The organism is Jatrophihabitans sp. (assembly GCA_036399055.1).
In the GTDB taxonomy this organism is placed as follows: Bacteria; Actinomycetota; Actinomycetes; order Mycobacteriales; family Jatrophihabitantaceae; genus Jatrophihabitans_A.
Genome location: DASWNX010000042.1, coordinates 36,880 through 63,867, shown reverse-complemented (window position 1 = coordinate 63,867; position 26,988 = coordinate 36,880). Strand labels below are relative to the sequence as shown.

Below are 26,988 nucleotides of genomic sequence, written 5' to 3'. Positions count from 1 at the left end.
CCTCACCGGTCTCGACGAGCCGGTGCACGCCGTGTTCATCCGGGCGCCCTGGGTGGAGGCGGTGGGCGAGGAGGTCGAGGTGCTCGCCGAGGTCGAGGCCGGGCCGGCCGCGGGTAGGATCGTCGCGGTCCGTCAGGGCCCGCTGATGGCGACGTCGTTCCACCCCGAGATGGGCGGCGGCTCCCGGATCCACCGGTTGTTCGTCGACCTGGTCGCCCAGCACTCACACGTTTAGGACCTGAAGAGGAGCGCCATGTCGGGCCACTCCAAGTGGGCGACCACGAAGCACAAGAAGGCCGTCGTCGACGCCCGCCGCGGCAAGATGTTCGCCAAGCTGATCAAGAACATCGAGGTCGCCGCCAGAACCGGCGGCGGTGACCCGAACGGCAACCCCACGCTCTACGACGCCATCCAGAAGGCGCGCAAGACCTCGGTGCCCCTGGACAACATCGAGCGGGCGGTCAAGCGTGGCTCCGGCGCAGAAGCCGGCGGCGCCGATTGGCAGACCATCATGTACGAGGGGTACGGGCCCTCCGGCGTGGCGGTGCTCATCGAGTGCCTGACCGACAACCGCAACCGCGCCGCCGGCGAGGTGCGGATCGCGATGACCCGCAACGGCGGCAACATGGCCGACCCCGGCTCGGTGGCCTACCTGTTCAGCCGCAAGGGCGTGGTGATCGTGCCGAAGAAGGGCGTCACCGAGGACGACGTGCTCGCCGCCGTGCTCGAAGCCGGCGCCGAAGAGGTCAACGACCTCGGCGACGAGTTCGAGGTGATCAGCGAGGCGACGGACCTGGTGGCGGTGCGGACCGCGCTGCAGGACGCCGGCATCGACTACGACTCGGCCGACTCCTCCTTCCTGCCCAGCGTCCAGGTGCCGCTGGACGAGGACGGCGCCCGCAAGGTGTTCAAGCTGATCGACGCTCTTGAGGACTCCGACGACGTGCAGAACGTCTACGCCAATTTCGACGTCTCCGACGACGTGCTGGCGGCGGTGGGCTAGGAACGGCTCGCGGTAGCCGACCAGCCTGATCGGGCTGGGTCTCTGATCGGGCTGGGTCTCGGGCTTGCCGCGGCCGGGCGGGCAGCCCGGCTCTAGACGCCGGCCAACTCCCGGTTGCCGTCCGGGTCGGCCGGGTTCTGCTCAGCGACGTCGGCGGCCTCGATCGAGACCTGCGGCGTGATCCGGTCCAGCCACTTCGGGTAATGCCAGTTGGAGTCGCCGAGCAGGTGCATCAGCGAGGGCACCAGGACGGTCCGGACCACGAAGGCGTCCAGGAACACCGCCGAGGCCAGGCCGATGCCGAACAGCTTGATCACCCGGGCGTCGCCGAGGACGAACCCGCCGAACACGGCGATCATGATGATGGCCGCCGCGGTGATGATGCCGCCGGTCTCGCCCTGCCCGACCGTGATCGAGCGCCGGTTGTCGCGGGTGTGCAGCCACTCCTCGTGCATCCGGCTGACCAGGAACACCTGGTAGTCCATCGACAGCCCGAACAGGATCGCGAAGAACATCACCGGGACGAAGGCCTCGATCGGCCCGCCGCCGCCGATGCCGAGGGCTTCGGACAGCCAGCCCCACTGGAAGATCGCCACGATGACGCCGAAGGACGCCGCGGCGGCCAGCAGGTTCATCACCGCGGCGGTCATCGGGATCACCAGGCTGCGGAAGGCGACCATCAGCAACAGGAACGACAGCCCGATCACCGCGAGGAAGAAGATCGGCATCTTGGCCGACAGCACCTTGGCGAAGTCGACGAAGATCGCGGTGACCCCGTAGACGTAGACGCGGTTGTCGGTGCCGGCGTACAGCGGCGGAAGCACGCTGGCGCGCAGCTTCTTCACCAGGTCGGTGGTCCGGGCGTCCTGCGGCGAGGTGGTGGACTTGAAGGTGACCAGGGCGATCTCACGGCCGACCGGCAGGGCGCGCACGCTCTCGGGCGCGACGTCGGCGACGCCGGCCAGGGTCTGGCTGACCCTGCCCAGGAAGGCCGCGTCGGCGGCCTGCGGGCCGCTGATCACCAGTTGCAGCCCGGAGTTGTAACCGGGGCCGAAGCCCTGAGCGATCAGGTCGTAGCCGGCGCGGGTGGTCGACCCCTTCGGGTCGTTTCCCTGGTCTGAGGAGCCCAACCGGATCGAGAAGAACGGAATGGCCAGGATGGCCAGCAGCACCACGGCCACCGCGCCCAGCCCCAGCTTGCGGCGCTCGACCAGGTGCGACCAGCGGTACCAGAAGTCCCGGTGCTCGCTCAGGTCGAAGTCGCCGGCCCGGACGTCCCTGCGCTGGCCGCGAGGCAGCACCTTGAGCCCGAGGAAGCTGAGCAGCGCGGGCAGCAGGGTCAGCGAGGCGACCATCGTCAACGCGACGCCGATCGCGGTGCCCAGTGACACCCCGTACAGGAAGCTGACGCCCAGTGCCCACAAGCCCATCAGGGCTATGCACACCGTCGTCCCGGCGAACAGCACCGCCCGTCCCGAGGTGTTGAGCGCGACCACGATCGAGTCCTCGACGCTCATGCCACGCATCAGGTTGCGCCGGTGCCGGGTGACGATGAACAGCGCGTAGTCGACGCCGACGCCGAGGATCATCAGCAGGGCCAACTGATTGGCGAAACTCGCCACCGACATCACATGCGAGAGCAGCCCGATCAGAGCCAGCCCGCTGCCCATCGCGGCGATCGCGCTGACCAGCGGCAGCAGGGTGGCTCCGATGGTGCGAAAGACCAGCAGCAGGATCATCAGGGCGGCCACTAAGCCGATCACCTCGGGCGGGACGCCGCTGGTCTCGGCCGCCAGCGCCTGAAAGGCGTTGCCGGTGAACTCGACCTGCAGGTCGGCCGAGCCCAGCGGCTCCAGGGCCTCGCGCACGCCGCTGATCTGAGCGACCGTGGGCTGCTGCTCGGCCCAGTTCAGGTCCACCAGCCCGATGCTGCGGTCCTTGCTGAGCTGGGCTGCCGCGACGGCCGAGTCGGTCGCGCCCGGGCTGGCCGACGGGCCGCAGGAGACGATTCCGTAGGGCGAGACCGCTGACGCTATGCCGAAGCCGCCGTCGCACAATTCGCGCAACGCCGGCCGCACCCGCTCGGCGTAGTCGGCGACGGCGCCGGACCGGGCGTGCAGCACCATGACGCCGGTGGCGCCGTTCTGGCTGTCCAGGCCGGCCTCGGACAGCAGTCGCGAGACCGTCTGGGTCTCGGTGCCGGGAAGCTTGAAGTCGTCGCGGTAGTCCGAGCCGCCGAGACCGGCCAGCAGGGCCTGGGTCGCGACGATGAACAGGATCCATCCCGCCACCACGAACCAGCGCCGGCGTACGGCGAACCGGGCGAGTGCTTGCATCATGTGCCCCCCGACGTGCTCACACCGTGTCCGGCGACAGCTTGCCGGCGGATGTGACGATGACGTGTCGACCCTCAGCACGCCGCGTTCCACGCTCCGCAGTCGCTGCCAGGATTCGCCCCGCGCCGGCCACACTACCTATCCCGATCACGCTATCCCGATCACGGCCCCCGCCGGCCTGGCTCAGGCGCTCTCCCAGAACCTCAGCAATCGCATGCCGAACTGGGCCCCCCAGCTGGGCATTCCCGAGAGCTCGAACAGCCAGTAGATGGCATCGAAGAAGACCCGGTTCATCGACGGGATCATGATCAGCGCGAACAGCGCCAGCATGCCGAACGGCTTGAACTGCTCGGCGGCGTGCTGGAACTTCGGGTCCAGGTAGGGCTCGATCGCGGCGTAGCCGTCCAGTCCCGGAATCGGCAGCAGGTTCAGCACCGAGGCCATCACCTGCAGCAGCGCCAGCGCGGCCACCGCGAACCAGAAGACGCCGTGCCCGTGGAACAGGTCCCCCTGCTGCAGCAACACCAGCAGGCCGACCGCGAAGGCCACGTTGATCGCCGGGCCGGACAGCGACACCAGCGCCCGCTGGGCCCTGCTGCGGAACCGGTGCGGGTGCAGGTAGACCGCGCCGCCGGGCAGGCCGATGCCACCGAGGGCGATGAACACCACCGGCAGCAGGATCGACAGCACCGGGTGGCTGTACTTCAAGGGATTCAGGGTCAGGTACCCGCGCTCCTGGACCTCGTGGTCGCCGAAGCGCCAGGCCAGGTAGGCGTGCGCGAACTCGTGCAGGCAGACGGTGACCACCCAGCCGGCCACGACGAACACGAAGATCCCGAGGCGTTCGGTCCGGGTGGGGCCGGCGGGATCGGTGGCCTGCCACGCCAGGTAGCCCCCGGCCGCGGCCAGCGCCAGCACCGCGAGAAAGATCGGGCTGGGCCGGATGCCGGCTCGGGGCGTTCGGCGAAACGGCAGGGTCATGCTGGGGGAGTCTAGGCAGCTCACCTGGGCGCAGCGCCCCTGCCGCGTGTCTGAGGCGGCTGCCCCCGCCCCGCCGGTAAGGTGTCGAACGCCCGTTCGATTGAGTGGTGGAACGAGACGATTCTGGGGTGGGGCCTTCTCATGCGGGTGCTGGGCGTGGACCCTGGCCTTACCAGGTGTGGCATCGGGGTGGTGCAGGGCAGCGCCGGCCGGACGCTGAGCCTGGTGCACGTCGAGGTCCACCGGACCCCGGCCGAGGACCCGTTGGCGCTGCGGTTGCTGAGCCTGGCCGACGCGCTGGCCGCCGCGGTGGCCGCATACCGTCCCGATGTGGTGGTGGTGGAGCGAGTGTTCGCCCAACAGAACGTCCGGACGGTGACCGGCACCGCGCAGGCGGCCGGTCTGGCGATGGTGGCCGCGGCCCGGCACGGCATCGCCGTGCACCTGCACACCCCGTCCGAGGTGAAGGCCGCGATCACCGGCTCGGGCGTCGCGGACAAGGCCCAGGTCACCGCGATGGTCACCCGGATCCTCAAGCTGGATGTCGCGCCCACGCCGGCCGACGCCGCCGACGCCCTGGCGCTGGCGATCTGCCACATCTGGCGCGGCGCCGCCCAGGCCCGCCTGGATGACGCGCTGGCGCAGGCCAGGGCAGGCGCTCGGGGACCGGCCCGCGTCAGGCGGGCCGGCCAGACAGCAGTGGGTCAGCCAGCGGTGGGGACGCCGCCGATAGGAGTGCGCCGATGATCGCCAGCGTGCACGGCCGGGTGGCCGCCCTGGGGCCGGACGGGGCCGTCGTCGAGGTGGGCGGCGTCGGCCTGGCCGTCTCGTGCTCGCCGGGCACGCTGGCCAGGTTGCGAGTGGGCGAGACCGCCAGGCTCGCGACCAGCCTGGTGGTGCGTGAGGACTCGCTGACCCTGTACGGCTTCGCCGACGACGACGAGCGCGGCCTGTTCGAGCTGTTGCAGACGGCCAACGGGGTCGGTCCCAAGCTCGCCCAGACGATCCTCGGGGTCCACCCGCCGCGCGAGGTCCGCCGGGCGATCGCCACCAGCGACTTCGCCACGCTGGTCAAGGTCCCCGGCATCGGGCGCAAGGGCGCGGAGAAGATCGTCATCGAGCTGCGGGACCGGATCGGCTCGATCAACGGCTCGGACGGCGGCGCCGAGCTGGCCGGCGTCACCGCGATCGCGCCGTGGAAGGACCAGGTGCTGCATGCCCTGGCCGGCCTGGGCTTCACCGGCAAGGAGGCCGCCGAAGCGATCGAGGAGGTGGCCGCCGAGTCCGCTGACAACCCCGAGGTGGCGGTCATCCTGCGCCGTGCCATCCAGCTGCTGGGCCGGACCCGATGAGCGCTCGCGCCACGAGCGGTGCCGGCCGATGACCGAGGACCGCGACGTCGTCTCACCGTTTCCCGACGTCGACGAGACCGAGGTCGAGGCCAGCCTGCGGCCCAGGCAGCTGACCGAGTTCGTCGGCCAGCCGAAGGTCCGCGAGCAGCTGCAGGTGGTGCTGGAGAGCGCGCTGCGCCGCAACCGCCCGCCCGATCACGTGCTGCTGTCCGGCCCGCCCGGCCTGGGCAAGACCAGCCTGGCCATGATCATCGCCGCTGAGCTGGGCGCGCCGTTCCGGCTGACCTCCGGCCCGGCGATCGAGCGAGCCGGTGACCTGGCCGCGCTGCTGACCAGCCTGGGCGAGGGCGAGGTGCTGTTCATTGACGAGATCCACCGGATCGCGCGCCCGGCCGAAGAACTGCTCTACATGGCGATGGAGGACTTCCGGGTCGACGTGATGGTCGGCAAGGGCCCCGGCGCGACCGCCATTCCGCTGGAGCTGGCGCCCTTCACCCTGGTCGGCGCCACCACCCGCGCCGGCCTGCTGACCGGCCCGCTGCGGGACCGGTTCGGCTTCACCGGTCACATGGACTTCTACGAGGCGTTGGAGTTGGAGCAGGTGCTGAGCAGGTCCGCCCGGCTGCTCGACGTCCGGCTCACACCAGAGGGCGGGGCCGAGATCGCCAGCCGGTCCCGGGGCACCCCCCGGATCGCCAACCGGCTCCTGCGCCGGGTGCGCGACTTCGCCGAGGTGCGCGCCGACGGGCTGATCACCGCCGAGGTGGCCCACGCGGCGCTGAGGGTCTACGACGTCGACGAGATGGGCCTGGACCGGCTGGACAAGGCTGTGCTGAACGCGCTGGTCCGCCGCTTCGGTGGGGGCCCGGTCGGCGTGAGCACCCTGGCGGTCGCGGTCGGTGAGGAGATCGAGACGGTCCAGGAGGTCGCCGAGCCGTTTCTGGTGCGAGCCGGGCTGCTGGCCCGCACGCCCCGGGGCCGGGTCGCCACGGCGCAAGCCTGGCGCCACCTCGGCCTGCGGCCACCGACCGCTGCCTCTGCGACACTTTTCGACGACCTGTGACGTTGGAGTGGGCAGACCCTGTCCGAATGCTGTCCGAGTTCACCGTTCAGTCCGCCGTCCAGGCAGTCAAGACCGCCTGCTGGCCGGCTCCACCTAGTTGGGATTTCGCACAGTGACCGAGATCTTTCCCCTGCTCCTGCTGGTTCTTCTGTTCCTGGCGATGATGATGTTCTCCCGCCGCAACAAGCGGCGGCTCGCGGCGGCGGACAACCTCCGCCGGGAACGGATCACCGCCGGGACCGACGTGATGACCACCTCCGGCCTGTACGGGACGGTTGTCTCAGTCAACCCCGACGGCACCGTGCTGCTGTCCGTCGCGCCCGGGGTCGAGGTGCGCTGGCAGATCGCGGCGCTGCGCGAGGTCAGCGAGCTTCCCGAGCAGTACCGCGAGCCGATCGTCGGGGCCGAGGAGCAGCAGCGCGGGTCCTCAGACGCCAGCGCCACGGCGCGGCCGTCGTTGAAGAAGGAGCCGCGGCGCACGCCCGGCGCAGACGGCGCAAGCCCGAGTTAGTCCGATATGCCGGTCGCGGTGAGCAATCGGCAAGACGATCGGTCATACTATCGGCCGAGTCCGGAACCGGGGAGAATACCGGTGATCGGCTGAGGCGCCTGCACCCGTGAGGGGGCTCGGCAGGCGTGTGGTTACGAATGAGGAGATCAATTTCCGTGGCACCATCGGCCGGAACGCTGCGCGTCGGGCGTTATTTCGCAGTGCTCCTGGGTTTGTTCGTCGTCCTTTACGGCGTCGTCTTCCTGCCCAACCAGCCCCGCACGCCCAAGCTGGGGCTCGACCTGGAGGGCGGCGCGCAGGTCATCCTGAAGGCGCAGACCACCAACGGCAAACCCCCGACCAAGGCGTCGATGGACCAGGCGCGCCAGATCATCTCCAACCGCGTCAACGGGTTGGGCGTCTCGTCAGCCGAGGTGGTCACCCAGGGCAGCGACCGCATCGTGGTCTCGGTGCCCGGCGCCGGCGCCAATGACATCAAAGACGTCGGCGGCACCGCCTTGCTGCAGATGCGCCCGCTGTTGATGGAGCCGGTTCCGGCCGCCCCCGCGACCCCGCCGTCGGGCTCCGGCTCGGCCACCCCGTCGGCGTCGGCCTCCGGCAGCGCCGCCCCGAGCGGCAGCGCCAAGCCCAGCACCACCGCCAAGCCCAGCACCACCGCCAAGCCGGCCGGATCAGGCTCGGCCTCCACCTCGCCCTCGCCGCGCGGCCGGATCGTGCCGCGCGCCGCCGCCACCACCTCACCGGCGCCCTCGGCCACCGCGTCGGCGCCCTCGGCCACCCCGTCCTCCCAGGCGTCGCCGAGCGGATCGGCCGCGCCGTCGCCGTCCGGGTCCGGCGCCGCCCCGGCAGACCCGACCGCGCCGGTCGACCAGTGGAAGCAGCTCGGCTTCACCCCGCCGGTCACCCCGCAGGCCCTCGCCGCGCTGCCTGCCGACAAGCAGGCCAAGCTCAGGGCCGCCATCGACGCTTGGCCCTGCAACGACACCACCAAGCCGTTGGACGTGCCGGCCAAGCCGGTGATCACCTGCGACGAGGCCAACCAGACCAAGTACCTGCTCGGCCCGGTGATCGTGGCCGGCACCGAGGTCAAGACCGCGGCCGCCCAGGCCCCGGGCACCACCCAGGGCCAGCTGAGCTGGACGGTCAGCCTGGACCTCAAGCCCAAGGGCCAGGCGGCCTGGGCTGCCTACACCGCCAAGCACAACGTGACGGTCAGCCCCAACGACATCGGCAACCAGGTCGCCGACACCCTCGACACCAAGGTGATCGTCGCCTCCACCATCCAGAGCACCATCGCCGGCACCACCGAGATCAGCGGCAACTTCGATGAGACCTCGGCGACCAACCTGGCCAACTCGCTGAAGTACGGCGCGCTGCCGCTGAACTTCGTCCAGCAGTCCGCCACCTCGATCTCGCCGACGCTGGGCACCGACCAGATGAAGGCCGGCCTGCTCGCGGGCGGGATCGGGCTGTTCCTGGTGGTGATCTACTCGCTGCTCTACTACCGGGCGCTGGGACTGGTCACGATCGTCTCGCTGGCGGTCTCGGGCGGCCTGACCTACGCGATGCTGGTGATCCTGGGCGAGCAGATCGGGTTCACGCTCACCCTGGCCGGCATCGCCGGCTTCATCGTGGCGGTCGGCATCACCGCCGACTCGTTCGTGGTCTTCTTCGAACGAATAAAGGACGAGGTGCACGAAGGCAGGACCGCCCGGACCGCGATTCCGCGGGCGTGGGACCGATCCCGGCGCACCATCCTGTCGGCCGACACGGTCTCCTTCCTGGCCGCCGCGACGCTCTACTACTTCGCGGCCGGTGAGGTGAAGGGCTTCGCGTTCACCCTCGGCCTGTCCACGGTGATCGACTTGATCGTGGTGTTCCTCTTCACCCATCCGCTGGTGTCGCTGTTCTCCCGTAGCTCGGCGTTCGGCTCGGCCAAGTTCACCGGCCTGGACCAGGCGCGCTCCGGCGGCATCGCGACCCGCAACCTTCCCGAGCCGCAGCTGGCCATGGCCGGAGCGGGCGCCGCTCCGGTGACCCTGACCAAGGGCGGCGGTCGTCGCGCGGCCGAGCCGGCGCGCACCGCCACCGCGATGGAGACCGAGGACCGACCGCCGGCCGTGCCCGCCACCCAAGCCGGGCCGAGCCGGTCCCAGGCGCCGGCCGGAGGCGTCAAGCCGGCCACCGGCGCCACCGGCGCCACCACGGCCACCGGCGCCACCGCGGCCGAGCGCGCCGCGGCTCGACGAGGCCTGCAACGACAAGCCGACAACCAGAGTGGGCGGGACGACAGCTGATGAGCATCCTCACTCGGCTTTACCGGGGCGAGACCAACTTCAACTTCATCGGCACCCGCAAGCGCTGGTACTTCGCCTCGCTGGTGTTGCTGATCATCTGCGTGCTGAGCATGGCCGTCCGCGGCTTCAACGTCGGGATCGACTTCAAGGGCGGCACGCAGTTCCAGATCAAGGCCTCCAACACCTCGCTCACGACCCAGCAGGTCGAGCGCGCGCTTGAGGAGACCGGCCACCCGTCCGAGAGCGCGGCCCAGGAAGTGGGCTCCGGCGCGACCCGGCAGATCGTGATCAAGACCGCCGAGCTGAGCCTGGCCGAGCAGTCAGAGACCCAGCGGGAGCTGGCCAGGACGCTCGGAGTCGACCCGAAGAACGGGATCTCGGTGGACTCGGTGTCCTCCAGCTGGGGAAGCGAGATCACCAAGAAGGCCATCCAGGGGCTGCTGGTCTTCCTGGTGGTGGTGTTCGCCTACATAGCGTTGCGCTTTGAGGTGAGGATGGCGATGGGGGCGATGGTCGCCCTGTTGCACGACCTGGTGGTGGCAGCGGGCATCTACTCCCTCGTCGGCTTCGAGCTGACCCCGTCCACCATCGTCGGTCTGCTGACCATCCTCGGATTCTCGCTGTATGACACCGTGGTCGTGTTCGACAAGGTCGCCGAGAACACCCGGGACCTGCTGTCGACCGGGCGCGAGACCTACGCCACGGCCGCCAACCGCGCGGTGAACCAGACCTTGATGCGCTCGGTCAACACCTCGGTGATCTCACTGCTGCCGGTGGGCGGGCTGCTGTTCGTCGGCGCCGGCATGCTCGGGGTCGGCACCATCAAGGACCTCGCGCTGATCCTGTTCATCGGGCTGACGGTCGGGATGTACTCCTCGCTGTTCCTGGCCACGCCGGTGGTGGTCGACCTCGTGGAGCGGGACCCGCAGCACCGGGCCCTGGCCAAGCGGGTCCAGGCCAAGCGGGCTTCGGCCCGGGTGGCTGCTGAGGAGCCGGCTGTGGTCGGCGCCGCCGCTCCGGCGATTCGGCGGGGCGCCCCCGCGCCGGCCCCCCGACCCGGCGCCCGCCCGGCGACCCGGCCCGCTCGCAAGCGTCCGTGACCTCACCGGCCGGCGCCCGACCGGCGATCAGCGAGATCATCGCCAGTCGGTTGAGGGACGTGCAGGACTTTCCCCAACCAGGCGTGCTGTTCAAGGACATCATGCCGTTACTGGCCGACGCGGCCGCGTTCGGCGCGTGCATAGACGAGTTCGCCGAGCTGCCCGCGGCCTACGAGTCCGACCTGATCGCCGGTGTCGAGGCCCGGGGCTTCGTGGTGGCGGCCGCGCTGGCTCGCGCGGTGGACGCCGGCGTGGTCCCGATCCGCAAGGCAGGCAAGCTGCCGCCGCCGACGGTCAGCGCCCGCTATGAGCTTGAGTACGGCAGCGCCGAGATCGAGGTGCCGGTGGGGCTGCTGGAGGGCAAGCGGGTGTACGTGGTGGACGACGTGCTGGCCACCGGCGGCACCCTGGCGGCTTCCTTGGAGCTGCTGTCCCGGGCCGGCGCGACCGTGACCGGCATCGGGGTGCTCATCGAGTTGGAGTTCCTGGCCGGCCGGGCCAGGCTCGCCGGGCACGAGCTGACCGCCCTGCTGCGGCTCTGATGAACCCACCGGACCGGATCGGCAATCGGCGCCGGTCGGGCCTAGACTGGACCCGGTAACGATTTCGGCTCAGCCATGGAGGTTTCCCTGACCACCGAGGCAGACCCAGGGGCCACCGGTGACTCGGCGGCGGCTGCCATCGCGCCCTCGAACCCATCGGCCGCCGGCACCCCACTCTCCGGCAGCGGGCTCGCTCAGCGCCCGATCGCGCCAAGCGCGAGCCCGAGCGCGGCGAATCCGCCGGCGCAGCCGCCCGCCACGGCGTCCGGCGCGGTGAGGACGCGCGCCACCCACCGGGCCGGCGCAGCGGTCATCAGCAGGGACGGCGCAGGCAGGACAGCACCGCCGGCGGCCGGACAGTCGACGCCCGCGCAGTCGACGCCAGCACCGCCGGCGGCCGGACAGTCGACGCCCGCGCAGTCGACGCCGGCGCAGTCCGCAGCGCCGTCAGCGGCGCCGGCCACTGCGCGAGCCGCCGCACCGGTGGTGGGCTCGCCTCGACATGCCGGCCCACCGGGCGCCGGCGCCCCGGCGCACCCGGCCGCGCCCACGCCGGCCGCACCCCCTTCCGGCGCCCCGGCGGCCACCGGGTGGGCAGCGCATCCCATGGTCACCGAACCCGTCGCCGCGTCGCCGACCGAGGTGGCCAACGGCGCCCACCGCCGCCGGGTGCGGGACCGGATCGCGCGCCGGCTGGTCACCACCCCCCGCCAGAGCGCGGTCAAGCCGGTGCTGGAGCCGTTGCTGGCGGTGCACCGGGCCGCGCACCCCAAGGTCGACGCCCGGCTGCTGCAGCGTGGTTACGACCTGGCCGAGGAATGCCACCGCGGCCAGCTGCGCAAGTCCGGCGACGCCTACATCACCCATCCGCTAGCGGTGGCCACCATCCTGGCCGAGCTGGGCATGGACACCACCACCTTGGTGGCGGCTTTGCTGCACGACACCGTCGAGGACACCGGGATGACGATCCCGGCGCTGACCGTCGAGTTCGGCGCCGAGATCGCGCACCTGGTCGAGGGCGTCACCAAGCTCGACAAGGTCAAGTACGGCGATGCGGCCGAGGCCGAGACGATCCGCAAGATGATCGTGGCGATGGCCCGCGATCCCCGGGTGCTGGTGATCAAGCTGGCCGACCGGTTGCACAACATGCGCACGCTGCGGTTCCTGCCGCCGGCCAAGCAGGAGCGCAAGGCCCGCGAGACGCTGGAAGTGCTCGCTCCGCTGGCGCACCGCCTCGGCATGAACACCGTCAAGTGGGAACTGGAAGACCTGGCGTTCGCCACCCTCTACCCCAAGCGCTACGACGAGATCGTCCGGCTGGTCGCCGACCGGGCGCCGCAGCGCGACGTCTACCTCAACGACGTCATCGAGCGGGTCAACCGCGACCTCAAAGCAGGCGGCATCAAGGCCACCGTCTACGGCCGTCCCAAGCACTACTACTCGATCTATCAGAAGATGATCGTGCGTGGCCGGGAGTTCACCGACATATACGACCTGGTCGGCATCCGGGTCCTGGTGGAGTCCGAACGCGACTGCTACGGCGCCCTCGGGGTGATCCACGCCAACTGGCAGCCGGTGCCGGGCCGGTTCAAGGACTTCATCGCGATGCCGAAGTTCAACATGTACCAGTCGCTGCACACCACCGTGATCGGCCCCGGCGGCAAGCCGGTCGAGCTGCAGATCCGCACCCACGCCATGCACCGGACGGCCGAGTTCGGGATCGCGGCGCACTGGAAGTACAAGGAGGTCGGCGTCGCCACCGCCACTCCGGCCTCCGTGAGCGATGAGATGGTCTGGCTGCGTCAACTGCTGGACTGGCAGCGTGAGGCCCAGGAGCCCGGCGAGTTCCTGGACACCCTGCGCTTTGACCTCGGCACCGGCGAGGTCTACGTCTTCACGCCCAAGGGTGACGTGTTCGGCCTGCCGGCCGGCTCCACGCCGGTCGACTTCGCCTACGCGGTGCACACCGACGTCGGGCACCGTTGCATCGGCGCCCGGGTGAACGGCAAGCTGGTGGCGCTGGAGACCAAGCTCGACCACGGCGAGACCGTCGAGATCTTCACCTCCAAGTCCGAGACCGCGGGGCCCTCGCGTGACTGGCTGGCCTTCGTCGCCTCGCCCCGGGCCAAGACCAAGATCCGGCAGTGGTTTGCCAAGGAGCGCCGCGAGGACGCGGTGGAGGCCGGCAAGACCGCGCTGACCCGCGCGATGCGCAAGTCCTCGTTGCCGATGCAGCGCTTGCTCGGCGGTGACCAGTTGGTCACCATCGCCCGCGACATGCACCTGGCCGACGTGACCGCGCTCTACGTGACGATCGGCGAGGGCCATGTCTCGGCCCAGTCGATCGTGCAGAAGCTGGTCGCCTCGCTCGGCGGGGTCGAAGGCGCCACTGAGGACCTGGCCGAGACCGCCATCCCGATGCAGACCGCCACCAAGACGACCACGCCGCGGCGCTCCGGCGGTGACGCCGGTGTGATGGTGTCGGGGATGACCGACGTCTGGGTGAAGCTGGCCCGCTGCTGCACCCCGGTGCCCGGCGATGAGATCCTCGGATTCATCACCCGTGGCGGCGGCGTGTCGGTGCACCGGCGCAGCTGCACCAACGCCGGGTCACTGGAGGAGCAGCGGGACCGGCTGGTCGAGGTCGAGTGGGCGCCCTCGGCGGACTCGGTCTTCGTCGTCTCGATCCAGATCGAGGCCCTGGACCGGCACCGGTTGCTCTCCGACGTCTCCCGGGTGCTGTCCGACGAGCGGGTGAACATCCTGTCCGCCTCGGTGACCACCAACCGGGACCGGGTGGCGGTGTGCCGGTTCACCTTCGAGCTGGCCGAGGCCAAGCACCTGGACAACCTGCTGCGCACGGTGCGCGGCGTCGAGGGCGTCTACGACGTCTACCGGGTGCACGCGGCCAACTGAGAACGCGACGGCGAGGATGAGTCCTCGCGGGGGCTGAATGTCTCAGCAGCGTGGCCGGCATGTGCCGGGACACATCGGTCGGCTGACCGAGGAAAGTGCGGTATCTCGGTCAAGCGGGCCGACGCTGCGGCCGGACAACCTGGTGGCCCAGCGGTCTTGGACGCACGTGGTCAAGACCGCTGGGCCAGCGTGACTGGTCCAAGAGAAAGTCAGCGCACGTCGACGTCGTCGATTTCGAGGGTGGGGTTGTAGGGGTCCGGGTAGAACTGGATGCGCAACAGGTGGTGGCTGGTGGTGGCCGTCACGCAGGTTTGCACCTGCCGCCAGTCGGCGCCGTTACCCAGGCTGTTGAATTTGACGTTGCCGTTCTCGGTGGAATCGCCACCTAGCAACCAGAGCACGAACGTTCCGCTCGCCCCGGTCTCGGGGTATTGGGTGCGCACCCAGGCCGAGCCGCAGTACACATCGCCGGCCACCGTCGACACCGGCAGGTCCTGATAGATGCCGCCGCCGTCCTGGGCGGCGTTGGTCGCGGCATAGTACTGCCCGCTGCGGGCCGACTCGCCCCAGACCTGACCGGATTGGTAAGCGAGATAGTTGGTGCCCGTGCCCGGCATCATCGTCCACGGACTCGGACCATCCTCGAACCCGCCATTGACCGCCACGTTGGCGCTGCAGGTGGGGTCTGCGGTTTGGGCTGGGACGCTGACGGCGTCCCAGGCCGCCTTGACCTTGTTGAAGTTGGCGCAGCTGCCGGGGGAGAGGTTCATGGCGGCGTTGAGGGTGGCGGTGCGGTACTGGAGGTAGGTCATGTTGGTGGTCTTAGCCAGCATGGCGTGGTAGAAGATCTTGCCGGCGGTCTGGATGCCGATGCCGACCAAGCCGGTGGAGCCGTTGCAGGTGGTGCTGGTCGGCTGGCCGTTGGCGGGGTTGGTGCCTTCGGCGAGCAGGTAGAACCAGTGGTTGCCCGGGCCGGCGGCGGCGTGGGTCGCGGTGGTGGGGATGGAGCTGGAGTAGCAGTTCGGGTGGCCGGCCAGTGACGGGTTGTACATGTTGCGGATCGGGCCGTTGCCGACCAGGTTGACCTCTTCGCCGATGGTGTAGTCCGGCGGGTCGTAGGCGGCGGACTGGTTGGCGTAGAACTCGGTCATCGTGCCGAGGACGTCACCGGTGAACTCCTTGACCTGACTGGAGCCCATGCCGCCGGGGGTGAAGTCGTCGAGGGCGTGGCCGAACTCATGGCCGACTATGTCGAGTGAGGACACCCATTCGCCGGAGGGGTTGCGGCCTATCTCAACCCTGGTGCCGTGGTAGTAGTAGGCGTTGTTCTCGTTGAGGCCCACGTAGATCGGCAGGCCGGCGCCGGAGCCGTCGATGCCGTTACGGCCAAGCCAGGACGACAGCATGCTCCACTGTTTTTGCACGCTGTACAAGGCGTCCACGCAACCGGTCTCGATGCGGGTGCCGACGCCGTTGCCCCACACGTCATCGCTGCCCGAGAGCACCGCTCCGCCGGAAAAGTTGCGGCAAGAGATGCCCGAGCGGATCGGGTCGGTCATCGTCCAGGTGGTACTGGTCGGGTGGCTGGTGTCGATCGTCAGCGGGCTCGGGCCGTTCCACTTGCCGGTGCCGGTTCCCTCATGCACCTCGTCATAGGAGTGCACCAGCGCGCCGGTGTGGGCATCGGTGAACGCATGCAGCTTGCTGGCCGTGTTGCCCGAGTGGCTGGAGACCACGGTCTCATAGGCCAGCCGCGGCGTTCCCAGGGCAAAGACCACCTTGCGGGTGCCGGCGACCTTATCGAGGTTCTTGTACTTGGCGTGAGCCCGGGCGGCGGCCGCGGCCTGGGCGGCGGTGTGGGTGGTGACGGTGCTTACGTTGATGACCTTGGCCTGGGCCACCGACGTCGACAGCACCTGACCGGTGGCGTCGGTGACCACCACGAAGTCGCCGCCGACTACCGGCAGCCCCTTATAGGTGCGGTCATAGGGCACGTACTGCAAGCCCTCGCGGGTAGAGATCACCGAATGCTGGATGAAAGCGTCGTTGCTGCTGGCGTGCAGGGCGGCCGCCCGCGAGGCGACCAGGCTGGCCGCCGATTGCGCGGCCAGCACGCTCGGTGACGCCTTGGGACTCGGCGCCGCAGTAGCCGGACCAGTGGTGAGCGCGATTCCGGTGACGGCCGACGCCGCCATACCGAGCGCAGCGGCCAAGGTCGCGGTGCGACGACGAGCAAAAGCGGGACTCAGCATGTAAGCCTCCATTTACATTTATGGGAAGAGTCGCTGCACCATAAGATAAATTTCGCCCGAATACTAGAAATATGTCCGTTTCGTCCTGGCACCGGTTCAGGGATGAGACGGTTTGCCCCAGGAGCCTCGGGCAGGCGTTGGCCTCGGCGCTTTCGTGCCTCACAGGTGTTGGGAACCGGACACCCGCATCCAGCACCACATGAGGCCACTCATGACAGTCGATCGTGCAGAAGCTGGTCGCCTCGTGGGGCGGGGTCTAAGGCGCCACTGAGGACCTGGCCGAGACCGCCATCTCGATGCAGACCACCAGGACGACCACGCCGCGACGCTCCGGAGGCGACTCCGGATTCACGCGGCCAACCAGACCCGTCCGGCTCAGGCCTTGAGGGTCACCGTCTTGAACCACAGCGGCACGTTCGGCTTGCCGCCGCCGGCCTGGTTGGAGCCGTCGTCGCCGCCGGTGGCCACCTTCTTGAGGATGTCCAGGCCGCCGGTCACGTGGCCGATCACGCTGTAGTTCTTGCCGAGCGCGCCGTTGGAGTCCTTGGTGATGAAGAAGAACTGGCTGCCGTTGGTGTTCGGCCCGGAGTTGGCCATCGCCAGGGTGCCCTCGGTGTACTTCACCTTGGTCAGGTTCTCGTCCTTGGTGGTGTAGGTCGGCCCGCCTGAGGTGGTGGCGGAGGGATCACCGCACTGCACCACGAAGATCCCGGAGTTCACCGACCGGGGGCAGGCGGTGTTGTCGTAGAACTTCTTGCTGATCAGGTACTTGATGCTCTGCACGTTGCAGGGCGCCGACGCGCCGTCCAGGGTCACGGTGATCAGCCCCTGATTGGTGCTGAACAGCGCGGTCGCGTCGCCGGTCGGGGTGGGCGCGGGGTCCGGCGGCAATCCCACGTCGAAGAGGTTGCCGGCGGGCAGCTTCGAGGCGTCCTCGGCGTACTTGCAGGGGCCGCTGGTCTTCTTCGCCGCCCGCGCCGCGATCGGGCTCGCCTTGCGGCTGGGCAGCGGCGCGGCGGTCGAACTCGGCGAGGCGCTGGCCGACGGCGAGGCGCTGGCCGCCGGGTCGGCGCTGTCGGCCTTGTTCTCATTCGACAGCATCACCACGGTGGTGATCACCACCGCGAACAGCGCCAGGACGCCCACCACGGTGCCGATCAGGCTCATCTTGCGGCGGCGCAGGTCACGCTGCTGCCGTCGGACCAGTTGGCGCTCGAGATGACGGCGAGCCTGGTCACGGCGCTGCTTGCTGTTGGGCACTGGTGGTCCTCCCGGTGGGGCGCGGCTTGTCCTGCCCCGGCTGGTGACGGCGACTTGAGGGCGAATTGTAGAGAACCTGATCAGGTGTCGACTGTGAACCCGCCCAGCGCGGGGCGGCGGCGTGAACCGGCGTCGCCTGGCAGGCGTCACGATCGCGCCACGGCCGGGTCTGGGTAGGCTCGGCTGGGACCTGAGCCGGGCCCGTCGCCTTCGAAAGAGCCGGAGAGCAAGCTGTGCTGATTGAGGGCTTCCCCGCCCAAGTGGCCGGGACGAACTGCTTCGTGATCGCCGCCGGGCCGGGAGAGCAGTGCGTGATCGTCGACCCGGGGGTGGGGGTCACCGGCCAGTTGGACGAGGTCATCTCCGAGAACCGGTTGCATCCGGTGGCGGTGCTGCTCACCCACGGGCATCTGGACCACACCTTCTCGGTGCTGCCGGTCTGCCAGGCGCGCGACGTGCCGGCCTACATCCATACCGAGGACCGCTTCGCGCTGGCCGATCCCTGGACCACTCTCGGACTGCGACCCGGGGAGCCGATCTTCGGGGCCACCGGGTTGACGTTCGCCGAACCCGACGACGTGCGGGAGCTGGCCGACGGAACCCGTCTCCAGCTGGCCGGCCTGGACCTTGCCGTGCGGCACGCTCCCGGGCACACCCGCGGCTCGGTGGTGTTCAGCCTCGATGTCGCCAGCGAGGACCCCGCCGCAGAGCTCAGCGAGGTGCTGTTCTCCGGTGACGTGCTGTTCGCGGGCTCGATCGGGCGAGTCGACCTGCCCGGCGGCTCGATGGCCGATATGACGCAGTCGCTGCGTTCGGTGATCCTGCCGATGGCCGATGAGGTAATCGTTTGCCCCGGCCACGGCCCGCAGACCACGATAGGCCGCGAACGGCTGACCAACCCCTTTCTGAGGAACCTGATGTGACTGCCGACAGGCCGACCCCGCTGAGCGGGTTTCCCGAGCTGCTGCCCGCCGAGCGGTTCGTCGAGCTGCGGGTGCTCGACAGCTTGCGGGCCAGTTTCGAGCTGCACGGCTTCGCGCCGGTGGAGACCCGGGCTGCCGAGCCGCTGGAGCAGTTGCTGCGCAAGGGCGAGATCGACAAGGAGGTCTACCTGTTACGCCGGCTGCAGGCCGGCAAGGACGAGCCCGCCGAGTCCGGCGAGGGCAGCGCTGACGGCCAAGCGTCGCAGGCCTCGACGCTGGGCCTGCACTTCGACCTGACGGTGCCCTTCGCCCGCTACGTCCTGGAGAACGCCGGCAAGTTGGATTTCCCCTTCCGGCGTTACCAGATCCAGAAGGTCTGGCGGGGCGAGCGGCCGCAGGAGGGGCGCTACCGGGAGTTCACCCAGGCCGACATCGACGTGGTCGCCCGCGACGTCCTGCCCTTTCACCACGATGTCGAGATCGCCCGGGTGATGGCCGAGGCGTTGTCGGCGCTGCCGGTTCCGGCGCTGACCTTGCAGGTGAACAACCGCAAGCTGATCGAGGGCTTCTTCGGCGGGATCGGCGCGCCGGACGTGCCGGCTGTGATGCGGGTGATCGACAAGATCGACAAGGTGCCGGCCGAGATCATCGCGAGCATGCTGGTGTCCGAGGCCGGCCTGGACGCCCGCCAGGCCGAGCTGTGCCTGGCGCTGGCCGAGATCCGGGCCGCGGACAGCTCGTTCGTGGCCCGGGTCCAGGCGCTCGGCGTCTCCGACGACCTGCTGGCGGAGGGCCTGGCCGAGCTGTCGGCGGTCATCGACGGCTGCGCGGGGCTCAACAGCGACCGGTTCAGCGTGGAGGCGGACCTGCGGATCGCCCGCGGCCTGGACTACTACACCGGAACGGTCTTCGAGACCCGGATGGCCGGCTTTGAGAGCCTGGGCTCGATCTGCTCGGGTGGGCGCTATGACTCCCTGGCCAGCGACGGCCGGACCAGCTACCCCGGCGTCGGCATCTCTCTCGGCGTCACCCGGATGCTGCTGCCGCTGTTCAACCGCAAGAAGCTGACCGCCAGCCGCTCAGTGCCCTCGGCGGTGCTGGTGGCGCTGCCGGATGAGGACTCCCGCGCCATCAGCGACGCCATCGCCGGCCAACTGCGGGCCAACGGCGTCGCCACCGAGGTGTCGCCGGGGGCGCAGCGCTACGGCAAGCAGATCCGCTACGCCGAACGCCGCGGCATCCCGTTCGTCTGGTTCCCGGCCGGCCCGGACACTCCGCACGAGGTCAAGGACATCCGCACCGGCGCCCAGGAGCTGGCCGATCCGGTGACCTGGCGGCCGCCTGCTGAAGATCTGCGCCCGCAGGTGGTGCGCTCGCAAGCCTGAGGCCGCAGAACCGGTCCTGTCGGCGTGAAAGACTTGCCTTCTACGAACTGAGAGGACTTTCTGTGCTGCGCACGCATCAAGCCGGGACGCTGAGAGCTACCCAGGCAGGCGAGACCGTCACGCTCACCGGGTGGGTGGCCAGCCGCCGCGATCACGGCGGAGTCGCCTTCATCGACCTGCGCGACGCCTCCGGAATCATCCAGGTCGTGCTGCGTGACGACGAGGTCGCTCACAACCTGCGCAACGAGTGGTGCATCCAGGTCACCGGCACTGTGCGGCAGCGGCTGGAAGGGCGGGTCAACCCCAACATCGCCACCGGCGAGATCGAGATCGTCGCCGACAAGCTCGAGGTGCTCAGCGAGGCCGCGGCGCTGCCGTTCCAGATCGACGAGCACACCGAGGTCGGAGAAGAGGCCCGGCTGAAGTACCGCTATCTCGATCTGCGCCGACCGGCGCCCGCGGCGGCTATCCGGTTGCGCAGCAAGGTCAACCGGGCGGCCCGCGAGGTGCTCTACGCCCACGACTTCGTCGAGATCGAGACGCCGACGCTGACCCGTTCGACCCCTGAGGGGGCTCGCGACTTCCTGGTGCCGGCCCGGCTGCAGCCTGGTTCCTGGTACGCGCTGCCGCAGTCGCCGCAGCTGTTCAAGCAGTTGCTGATGGTGGCCGGCATGGAACGCTACTTCCAGATCGCGCGCTGCTACCGCGACGAGGACTTCCGCGCTGACAGGCAGCCGGAGTTCACCCAGCTCGACATCGAGATGAGCTTCGTCGAGCAGGATGACGTGCTCGCCCTGGCCGAGGACGTCCTGCGCGCGCTGTGGGCCCTGATCGGTCACGAGGTGCCCGCCGACATCCCGCGCTACAGCTACACCGAGGTGATGGACCGCTACGGCTCGGACAAGCCGGACCTGCGGTTCGACCTCGAGCTGACCGAGTGCACCTCCTACTTCGCCGACACGCCGTTCCGGGTGTTCCAGGCGCCCTACGTCGGCGCCGTCGTGATGGCCGGCGGGGCGGCTCAGCCCCGCCGCCAGCTCGACGCCTGGCAGGAGTGGGCCAAGCAGCGCGGCGCCCGCGGCCTGGCCTACGTGCTGGTGGGCGCCGACGGCGAGCTGAGCGGCCCGGTGGCCAAGAACCTGTCGGAGTCCGAGCGGGCCGGCCTGACCGAGTTCGTCGGCGCCCAGCCGGGGGACTGCGTGTTCTTCGCCGCCGGCGCTCGCAAGAGCACCCAGTCCCTGCTGGGCGCGGCCCGGTTGGAGATCGGCCGGCGGGCCGGCCTGATCGACGAGACCGCCTGGTCGTTTCTCTGGGTGGTCGACGCGCCGCTGTTCGAGCCGGCCTCCGAGGCCACCGCCAGCGGCGACGTCGCGGTCGGCTCAGGCGCCTGGACGGCCGTGCACCACGCCTTCACCAGCCCGAAGGCCGAGTTCCTCGACACCTTCGACACCGATCCCGGCAACGCGCTGGCCTACGCCTACGACATCGTCTGCAACGGCAACGAGATCGGCGGCGGCTCGATCCGTATCCACCGCCGCGACATCCAGGAGCGGGTGTTCGCGATGATGGGGCTGGATGAGAAGCAGGCCCAGGAGAAGTTCGGCTTCCTGCTCGACGCCTTCGCCTACGGCGCCCCGCCGCACGGCGGGATCGCCTTCGGCTGGGACCGGATCTGCGCGCTGCTGTCGGGCACCGACTCGATCCGCGACGTGATCGCGTTCCCCAAGACCGGCGGCGGTTACGACCCGCTGACCGAGGCGCCGGCGCCGATCACCGCAGAGCAGCGCCGGGAAGCCGGCGTGGACGCCACGCCGAAGGCGCCCGCGCAGCCCGAGCCCTCCCAGACCGGGGAGTGACCGAGGAGGCTGAGCTGCTGGCCGCGGACCGGGCCCACGTCTGGCACCCGTACGGGCCGATGCCGGGAGAGGTCCAGCCGCTGCTGGTGCGCTCGGCGTCCGGCGTCCGGCTCACCCTGCACGACGGCCGCGAGCTGATCGACGGGATGTCGTCCTGGTGGGCGGCGATCCACGGCTACCGGCACCCGGTGCTGGACGCGGCCGCGCGCCGGCAGCTGGACTCGATGAGCCACGTGATGTTCGGCGGGCTGACCCACGAGCCGGCCATCGAGCTGGCCCGCCGGCTGGTCGCGATCACCGCCGAGCCGTTGCGCCATGTCTTCTTCAGCGACTCCGGCTCGGTGGCGGTCGAGGTGGCGGCCAAGATGGCGCTGCAGTACTGGGCGTCGGCGGGCCGGCCGGCCAAGCGCCGGCTGATCACCTGGCGCGGCGGCTACCACGGCGACACCCTTCATCCGATGAGCGTCTGCGACCCAGTCGGCGGCATGCACTCGCTGTGGCAGCCGACGCTGCCGGCCCAGGTGTTCACCGACCCGCCGCCGGCCGGTTTCGACGCCGAGCCGGACGAGGGTTACCTGCGGCAGTGGGACCAGGCGCTGGCCGAGCACGCCGCCTCGCTGGCCGCGATCATCGTCGAGCCGGTCGTCCAGGGCGCCGGCGGCATGCGTTTCTGCAGCCCCGGCTACCTCACGGCGCTGCGCGAGCTGGCCGACCGGCATTCGGTGCTGCTGATCTTCGACGAGATCGCGACCGGCTTCGGCCGGACCGGCGCGCTGTTCGCCGCCGACCACGCCGGGGTGGCGCCGGACATCTGCTGCCTGGGCAAGGCGATGACCGGCGGCTACCTGTCGATGGCGGCCACCCTGTGCACCGGCGCGGTGGCCGAGCAGATCGCTCGCGGGCCGGTCCCGGTGCTGGCGCACGGCCCGACGTTCATGGCCAACCCGCTGGCCGCCGCGGTGTCACTGGCCTCCATCGAGCTGCTGCTGTCGCAGGACTGGCAAGCCTCGGTCCGCCGGATCGAGACCGGCCTGCGGCGTGCGCTGGCCCCGATCGGCGCGCTGCCCGGGGTTCGCGAGGTCCGGGTGCTGGGCGCGATCGGGGTGGTGCAGCTGACCGGCGCGGTGGACGTGCCGGCAGCCACCGCGGCGGCCGTCGAGCGCGGCGTCTGGCTGCGACCGTTCCGGGACCTGATCTACACCATGCCGGCCTACCTGATGGGTGATGAGGACCTGAGCGCGATCGGTGTGGCGATGCAGGCCGCGGTTGAGGCCTGCGCGGTTGACGTAGCGTGAGCGCCCATGCCGACCGCAGCTGAGGACCTGCCTGCTGGAGAGGGCCGCTGGCCCGATCCGCTGGCCTGGCTGGGCGTCGCGGCCGCCGAGCGGGCCGCGGCCGGCCTGCACCGGACGTTGCGGCCCCGGCCTTCGGGCCAGTGCGACGAGCTTGACCTGGCCTCCAACGACTACCTCGGCCTGGCACGGGACGAGCGGGTGCTGGCCGGCGCGGCAGCGGCGCTGGCCGGCTGGGGCGCGGGGGCGACCGGTTCGCGGCTGGTGACGGGCACCACCGAGCTGCACGCCGAGCTCGAGCAGGCGCTGGCCGGCCTGACCGGGGCGCCGGCGGCGCTGGTGTTCTCCTCCGGTTACCTGGCCAACCTGGGCGCGGTGACCGCGCTGGCCGGGCCGGACTGCCTGATCGTCTCCGACGCCGGCAACCACGCCTCGCTGATCGACGCCTGCCGGCTGAGCCGGTCACCGGTGGTGGTGGTCTCCCACGGTGACCGCGACGCCGCGGCCCGCGCCCTGGCGCAGCGCCGAGAACCACGCGCCATGGTGGTGCTCGAGGCCGTCAACTCCACCGACGGCGACCTGCTGCCGCTGGCTGACTGGCATGCGCTGGCCGTCCGGTTTGCCGCGCTGCTGGTGGTCGACGACGCGCACGGCCTGGGGGTGCGGGGCGCCGGACGGGGCGCGGTGGCCGAGGCGGGCATCGCGGCCGAGCCGAATGTGATCACCACTCTCACCCTGTCCAAGGCGCTGGGCTCCCAAGGTGGCGCGGTGGTCGGCTCGCAGGCCGTGATCGACCAGCTGATCGATCGGGCCCGATCGTTCATCTTCGACACCGGGTTGAACCCGGCGGCGGCCGGCGCGGCCCTGGCCGCGGTGCGGATCATCGCCGCCGAGCCGGCGCTGGCCGCTTCGGCGCTGGTCAGGGCCGGGGAGCTGGCGGCGATCTGCGGGGTGCCGGCCACCGACTCGGCCGTGGTGCCGGTGATCATCGGCCAGGCCCTGCCGGCGTTCGAGCGTTCGGTCGCCCTGCGCGAGCGGGGTGTGCGCGTGGGCTGCTTCCGGCCGCCGTCGGTGCCCCCGGGAACCGCCCGATTGCGGCTGAGCGCGCGGGCCGACCTGAGCGACGCGGACCTGCGACGGTTCTGCCAGACCTGGCAGTCGGTGTCGCCGTCGTGAACATCGTGGTGGTGACCGGCACCGGAACCGGGGTGGGCAAGACTGTCGTGACAGCCGCGCTGGCGGCCTGCGCGATGCGGGCCGGGCTTCGCGTCGCGGTGGTGAAGCCCATCCAGACCGGCGTGCGGCCGGGTGAGCCGGGCGACCTTGCCGAGGTGGGCCGGCTGACCGGGCTGACCGACCTGCACGAGTACGCGCGCTACGCCGAGCCGTTGGCGCCGGCCACGGCAGCGCGCCGGTTGGGCCAGGCCGGCCCGGACATCGCCGAGCTGGCCCGCCGGATCGCCGGACTGGCCGACCGCGATCTGGTGGTGGTCGAGGGCGCCGGCGGCGCGCTGGTCCGTTTCAACGACCGAGACGAGGGCATCTGCGAGCTGGCCAGCGCGCTGCGGGAGCTGATGCGTCCGCCCGGTGGCCAGGGCCACACGCCGCGGTGCCAGGTCGTGCTGGTGACCGGCGCGCGCCTGGGCGCCTTGCACGACGCGGCGGCGACCGCGGCGGCGCTGGCCGGCTGGTCGCTGGGCCCGCACGCGCTGGTGGTGGGGGACTGGCCGGCCGAGCCGGGGCTGGCTGAGCGGTGCAACCTGATCGACCTCGCCGGCTACGGGGGCGCGCCGGTCGAGGGCGTGCTCCCGCACGGCGCGGCCGAGCTGGCAGAGGCGGCCTTCGCCGAGCTGGCGATGGCCCAGCTGACCCCCGCGCTCGGCGGCGTCTTGGATGCACCAGACTTCATGCGAGCCCACGCCGCGCCACCCCCCAGAGATGAGAGCCCGCGATGACCGTGATCGAGACCTCCGTGCTGAGCCGCGCCCGCGCGCAGGTGCTAGAGGCCGGGACAGGCCTGGGGGAGTCCGAGCTGATCGAGGTGCTGCGGTTGCCCGATGACCAGCTCGAGGCGTTGCTGGCGCTGGCTCACGAGGTCCGGATGCGCTGGTGCGGGCCTGAGGTCGAGGTCGAGGGGATCATCAGCCTCAAGACCGGCGGCTGCCCCGAGGACTGCCACTTCTGCTCGCAGTCCGGCCAGTTCTCCTCGCCGGTGCGCTCGGCCTGGCTGGACGTGCCGAGCCTGGTGGAGGCGGCCAAGCAGACTGCCAAGACCGGCGCCACCGAGTTCTGCATCGTGGCGGCGGTGCGCGGGCCGGACCAGCGGCTGATGGACCAGGTGGCCGAAGGAGTCAAGGCCATCCGGGCCGAGGTCGACATCCAGATCGCCTGCTCGCTGGGCATGCTCAGCCAGGACCAGGTCGACCAGCTGGTCGCGATCGGGGTGCACCGCTACAACCACAACCTGGAGACGGCCCGTTCGCACTTCGGCCAGGTGGTCACCACCCACACCTGGCAGGAGCGGGTTCAGACCCTGCGGATGGTGGCCGAGGCCGGCATGGAGGTCTGCTGCGGCGGCATTCTCGGCATGGGCGAGACCCTCGAGCAGCGCGCTGAGTTCGCGGTGCAGCTGGCTGAGCTTCAGCCCGACGAGGTGCCGATCAATTTCCTCAACCCGCGACCGGGGACTCCGTTCGCCGACCTGCCGGTGCTGGACGGCAAGGACGCGCTGCGCGCCATCGCCGCCTTCCGGCTGGCGATGCCGCGCGCCATCCTGCGCTTTGCCGGCGGGCGTGAGCTGACGCTCGGCGACCTGGGCGCCCGGCAGGGAATGCTCGGCGGCATCAACGCGGTCATCGTGGGCAATTACCTGACCACGCTCGGGCGGCGGGCCGAATCCGACCTGGAGTTGCTGGCCGAGCTGAAGATGCCGATCAAGGCGCTCTCGGCGACGTTGTGACCAAGGCTCTGGCGGCGGCTCGCTGATGACTGCCAGCGCGCTCTACTGCGGCCAGTGCGGCAAGTCCGCGCGGGGTGAGCACGCAGACTGCGCTGCCCGCGCCACTCTGGAGCCGCCGCGCTACTGCCCCGAGTGCGCCCGTCGAATGGTGGTGCAGGTCGATCCGATGGGCTGGCGGGCGGCCTGTTCCCGTCACGGTGAGCTGCGCGGCTGAGAGGCGCCTTCAGCGCGTCCTCAACCCCTCATCGACCGCCTTGGTCGGTGGCGTTGGCGGCTTGGTCGAGCGCGGCGGCGATGACCAGGGCCAGGTGTTCAAGGGTCTTGGCCAGTCCGGGCCGGTCCTGTGCCTCCGCGGCGGCTTCGGCGAGCAGGCGCCTGCGCAGGTCGACGACGGCCAGGACCGACTCGCCGTCGATGTCGGACAGATCCAGCGTCGCCGGGCCCGGATCGTCGTCGCCCTCGCGGGCGGCAGCCCGGCGCAGCAGCTCACGGGCGAGCTCGGAGTCGGACACGTCGGTGACCGTGGGAACCAGGACGGGTGCGGTCACCGGAACGCCGTAGGCCTCGGCCGCGGCGATGAGCAACTGGTCAGCGGGCATCCGCAACGCCTCGGCGAGAACCAGCACGGTCTTGCGCGAAGGCATCTCTCTGATCGTGTCCCGCGAATCGCTGAGGATCGAGTGCAAGGTCTGCCTCGACAGTCCTGACAGGCGGACCACGTCGGCCGGCCGGTAGCCGCGTTCGTCCATGCGTTGCTGGATCAGCCTGCGAAACGCGTGCATACCGAGTTCCTTTGCCCTTCGGCCACTCCAATAGGCGCCGTGCCGTGATCGAGATGCCTGCACGGGACAAGAGGAAGCGGGGGTTCACTTTCTAGCCGACTTTACTGGCGACGGCGGGCCCCCCCGGAGATTGCAAGCTGCAGACCCGCTGCCTTAACGCCAGTTCTACACTATCAGA

At 70.3% G+C, this 26,988-nt stretch carries 24 protein-coding genes; 18 read left to right on the top strand and 6 right to left on the bottom strand.

Features of this window, described 5'->3' with window-relative positions:
* Positions 1–235 (top strand): pyridoxal 5'-phosphate synthase glutaminase subunit PdxT (locus VGB75_19460; protein HEY0169228.1); only part of this gene is annotated, 235 nt, incomplete at its 5' end.
* A gap of 18 nt (positions 236–253) precedes the next feature.
* Positions 254–1,003 (top strand): YebC/PmpR family DNA-binding transcriptional regulator, encoded by a 750-nt coding sequence (locus VGB75_19455; protein HEY0169227.1) that lies wholly within the window; start codon positions 254–256, stop codon positions 1,001–1,003.
* Positions 1,004–1,095: 92 nt separating this feature from the next.
* Here VGB75_19455 and VGB75_19450 read toward each other — a convergent pair whose 3' ends face one another.
* Together VGB75_19450 and VGB75_19445 are read right to left on the bottom strand one after the other, a co-directional pair.
* Positions 1,096–3,342 (bottom strand): MMPL family transporter, encoded by a 2,247-nt coding sequence (locus VGB75_19450; GenBank protein HEY0169226.1) that lies wholly within the window; start codon positions 3,340–3,342, stop codon positions 1,096–1,098.
* Positions 3,343–3,522: 180 nt separating this feature from the next.
* Complete coding sequence (locus VGB75_19445; protein ID HEY0169225.1) at positions 3,523–4,320, bottom strand: site-2 protease family protein; 798 nt, start codon at positions 4,318–4,320, stop codon at positions 3,523–3,525.
* 156 nt (positions 4,321–4,476) lie between these two features.
* On the opposite strand from VGB75_19445, the gene ruvC reads away from it, so the two are divergent.
* The 7 genes from ruvC (at position 4,477) to VGB75_19410 (ending at position 11,185) form a co-directional block, all read left to right on the top strand.
* A complete protein-coding gene (ruvC, locus tag VGB75_19440; protein ID HEY0169224.1) occupies positions 4,477–5,067 on the top strand; it encodes a crossover junction endodeoxyribonuclease RuvC in 591 nt (196 codons plus the stop codon).
* Positions 5,064–5,672: a Holliday junction branch migration protein RuvA gene (gene ruvA, locus VGB75_19435; GenBank protein HEY0169223.1), complete on the top strand. Its 609-nt coding sequence runs from the start codon at positions 5,064–5,066 to the stop codon at positions 5,670–5,672. Before ruvC ends, ruvA begins: the two co-directional genes overlap by 4 nt.
* 28 nt (positions 5,673–5,700) lie before the next feature.
* Positions 5,701–6,735 carry a Holliday junction branch migration DNA helicase RuvB gene (gene ruvB / locus VGB75_19430; protein ID HEY0169222.1) on the top strand — a complete coding sequence of 345 codons (1,035 nt, stop codon included), beginning with the start codon at positions 5,701–5,703 and terminating at the stop codon, positions 6,733–6,735.
* Between the two features lie 112 nt (positions 6,736–6,847).
* Positions 6,848–7,246, top strand: coding sequence for a preprotein translocase subunit YajC (locus VGB75_19425; GenBank protein ID HEY0169221.1), 399 nt, complete (start codon positions 6,848–6,850; stop codon positions 7,244–7,246).
* Positions 7,247–7,401: 155 nt separating this feature from the next.
* On the top strand, positions 7,402–9,543 hold the full coding sequence (gene secD / locus VGB75_19420; protein ID HEY0169220.1) for a protein translocase subunit SecD: 2,142 nt from the start codon (positions 7,402–7,404) through the stop codon (positions 9,541–9,543).
* Positions 9,543–10,643 carry a protein translocase subunit SecF gene (gene secF / locus VGB75_19415; protein HEY0169219.1) on the top strand — a complete coding sequence of 367 codons (1,101 nt, stop codon included), beginning with the start codon at positions 9,543–9,545 and terminating at the stop codon, positions 10,641–10,643. Before secD ends, secF begins: the two co-directional genes overlap by 1 nt.
* On the top strand, positions 10,640–11,185 hold the full coding sequence (locus tag VGB75_19410; GenBank protein HEY0169218.1) for an adenine phosphoribosyltransferase: 546 nt from the start codon (positions 10,640–10,642) through the stop codon (positions 11,183–11,185). Before secF ends, VGB75_19410 begins: the two co-directional genes overlap by 4 nt.
* A gap of 194 nt (positions 11,186–11,379) precedes the next feature.
* On the opposite strand, the gene VGB75_19405 is transcribed toward VGB75_19410, so the two are convergent.
* On the bottom strand, positions 11,380–11,793 hold the full coding sequence (locus tag VGB75_19405; GenBank protein HEY0169217.1) for a hypothetical protein: 414 nt from the start codon (positions 11,791–11,793) through the stop codon (positions 11,380–11,382).
* On the opposite strand from VGB75_19405, the gene VGB75_19400 reads away from it, so the two are divergent.
* Positions 11,792–14,101, top strand: a complete 2,310-nt coding sequence (locus tag VGB75_19400) for a bifunctional (p)ppGpp synthetase/guanosine-3',5'-bis(diphosphate) 3'-pyrophosphohydrolase (GenBank protein HEY0169216.1) — start codon at positions 11,792–11,794, stop codon at positions 14,099–14,101. The genes VGB75_19405 and VGB75_19400 overlap by 2 nt on opposite strands.
* A gap of 209 nt (positions 14,102–14,310) precedes the next feature.
* On the opposite strand, the gene VGB75_19395 is transcribed toward VGB75_19400, so the two are convergent.
* Both VGB75_19395 and VGB75_19390 read right to left on the bottom strand, forming a co-directional pair.
* Positions 14,311–16,353 (bottom strand): M4 family metallopeptidase, encoded by a 2,043-nt coding sequence (locus tag VGB75_19395; GenBank protein ID HEY0169215.1) that lies wholly within the window; start codon positions 16,351–16,353, stop codon positions 14,311–14,313.
* A 375-nt stretch (positions 16,354–16,728) separates the two neighbouring features.
* Entirely contained in the window at positions 16,729–17,613 is an 885-nt protein-coding gene (locus tag VGB75_19390) for a peptidylprolyl isomerase (protein ID HEY0169214.1), read from the bottom strand.
* A 233-nt stretch (positions 17,614–17,846) separates the two neighbouring features.
* Here VGB75_19390 and VGB75_19385 point away from each other — a divergent pair, with 233 nt between their 5' ends.
* The 8 genes from VGB75_19385 to VGB75_19350 all read left to right on the top strand — a co-directional run bounded on the left by VGB75_19385 (position 17,847) and on the right by VGB75_19350 (position 26,242).
* Positions 17,847–18,536 carry an MBL fold metallo-hydrolase gene (locus VGB75_19385; protein HEY0169213.1) on the top strand — a complete coding sequence of 230 codons (690 nt, stop codon included), beginning with the start codon at positions 17,847–17,849 and terminating at the stop codon, positions 18,534–18,536.
* Positions 18,533–19,921, top strand: a complete 1,389-nt coding sequence (gene hisS, locus VGB75_19380) for a histidine--tRNA ligase (GenBank protein HEY0169212.1) — start codon at positions 18,533–18,535, stop codon at positions 19,919–19,921. The genes VGB75_19385 and hisS overlap by 4 nt, the downstream gene beginning before the upstream one ends.
* A 62-nt stretch (positions 19,922–19,983) precedes the next feature.
* Entirely contained in the window at positions 19,984–21,777 is a 1,794-nt protein-coding gene (gene aspS, locus VGB75_19375; protein HEY0169211.1) for an aspartate--tRNA ligase, read from the top strand.
* Entirely contained in the window at positions 21,774–23,072 is a 1,299-nt protein-coding gene (locus VGB75_19370; protein ID HEY0169210.1) for an adenosylmethionine--8-amino-7-oxononanoate transaminase, read from the top strand. Before aspS ends, VGB75_19370 begins: the two co-directional genes overlap by 4 nt.
* 6 nt (positions 23,073–23,078) lie before the next feature.
* Entirely contained in the window at positions 23,079–24,245 is a 1,167-nt protein-coding gene (locus tag VGB75_19365) for an 8-amino-7-oxononanoate synthase (protein HEY0169209.1), read from the top strand.
* A complete protein-coding gene (locus tag VGB75_19360; GenBank protein HEY0169208.1) occupies positions 24,242–25,024 on the top strand; it encodes a dethiobiotin synthase in 783 nt (260 codons plus the stop codon). The genes VGB75_19365 and VGB75_19360 overlap by 4 nt, the downstream gene beginning before the upstream one ends.
* A complete protein-coding gene (gene bioB / locus VGB75_19355) occupies positions 25,021–26,028 on the top strand; it encodes a biotin synthase BioB (protein ID HEY0169207.1) in 1,008 nt (335 codons plus the stop codon). The genes VGB75_19360 and bioB overlap by 4 nt, the downstream gene beginning before the upstream one ends.
* Positions 26,029–26,053: 25 nt before the next feature.
* Positions 26,054–26,242: a hypothetical protein gene (locus VGB75_19350; protein ID HEY0169206.1), complete on the top strand. Its 189-nt coding sequence runs from the start codon at positions 26,054–26,056 to the stop codon at positions 26,240–26,242.
* Positions 26,243–26,270: 28 nt separating this feature from the next.
* On the opposite strand, the gene VGB75_19345 is transcribed toward VGB75_19350, so the two are convergent.
* Positions 26,271–26,810, bottom strand: coding sequence for a helix-turn-helix transcriptional regulator (locus VGB75_19345; GenBank protein ID HEY0169205.1), 540 nt, complete (start codon positions 26,808–26,810; stop codon positions 26,271–26,273).
* Positions 26,811–26,988: the final 178 nt, after the last annotated feature.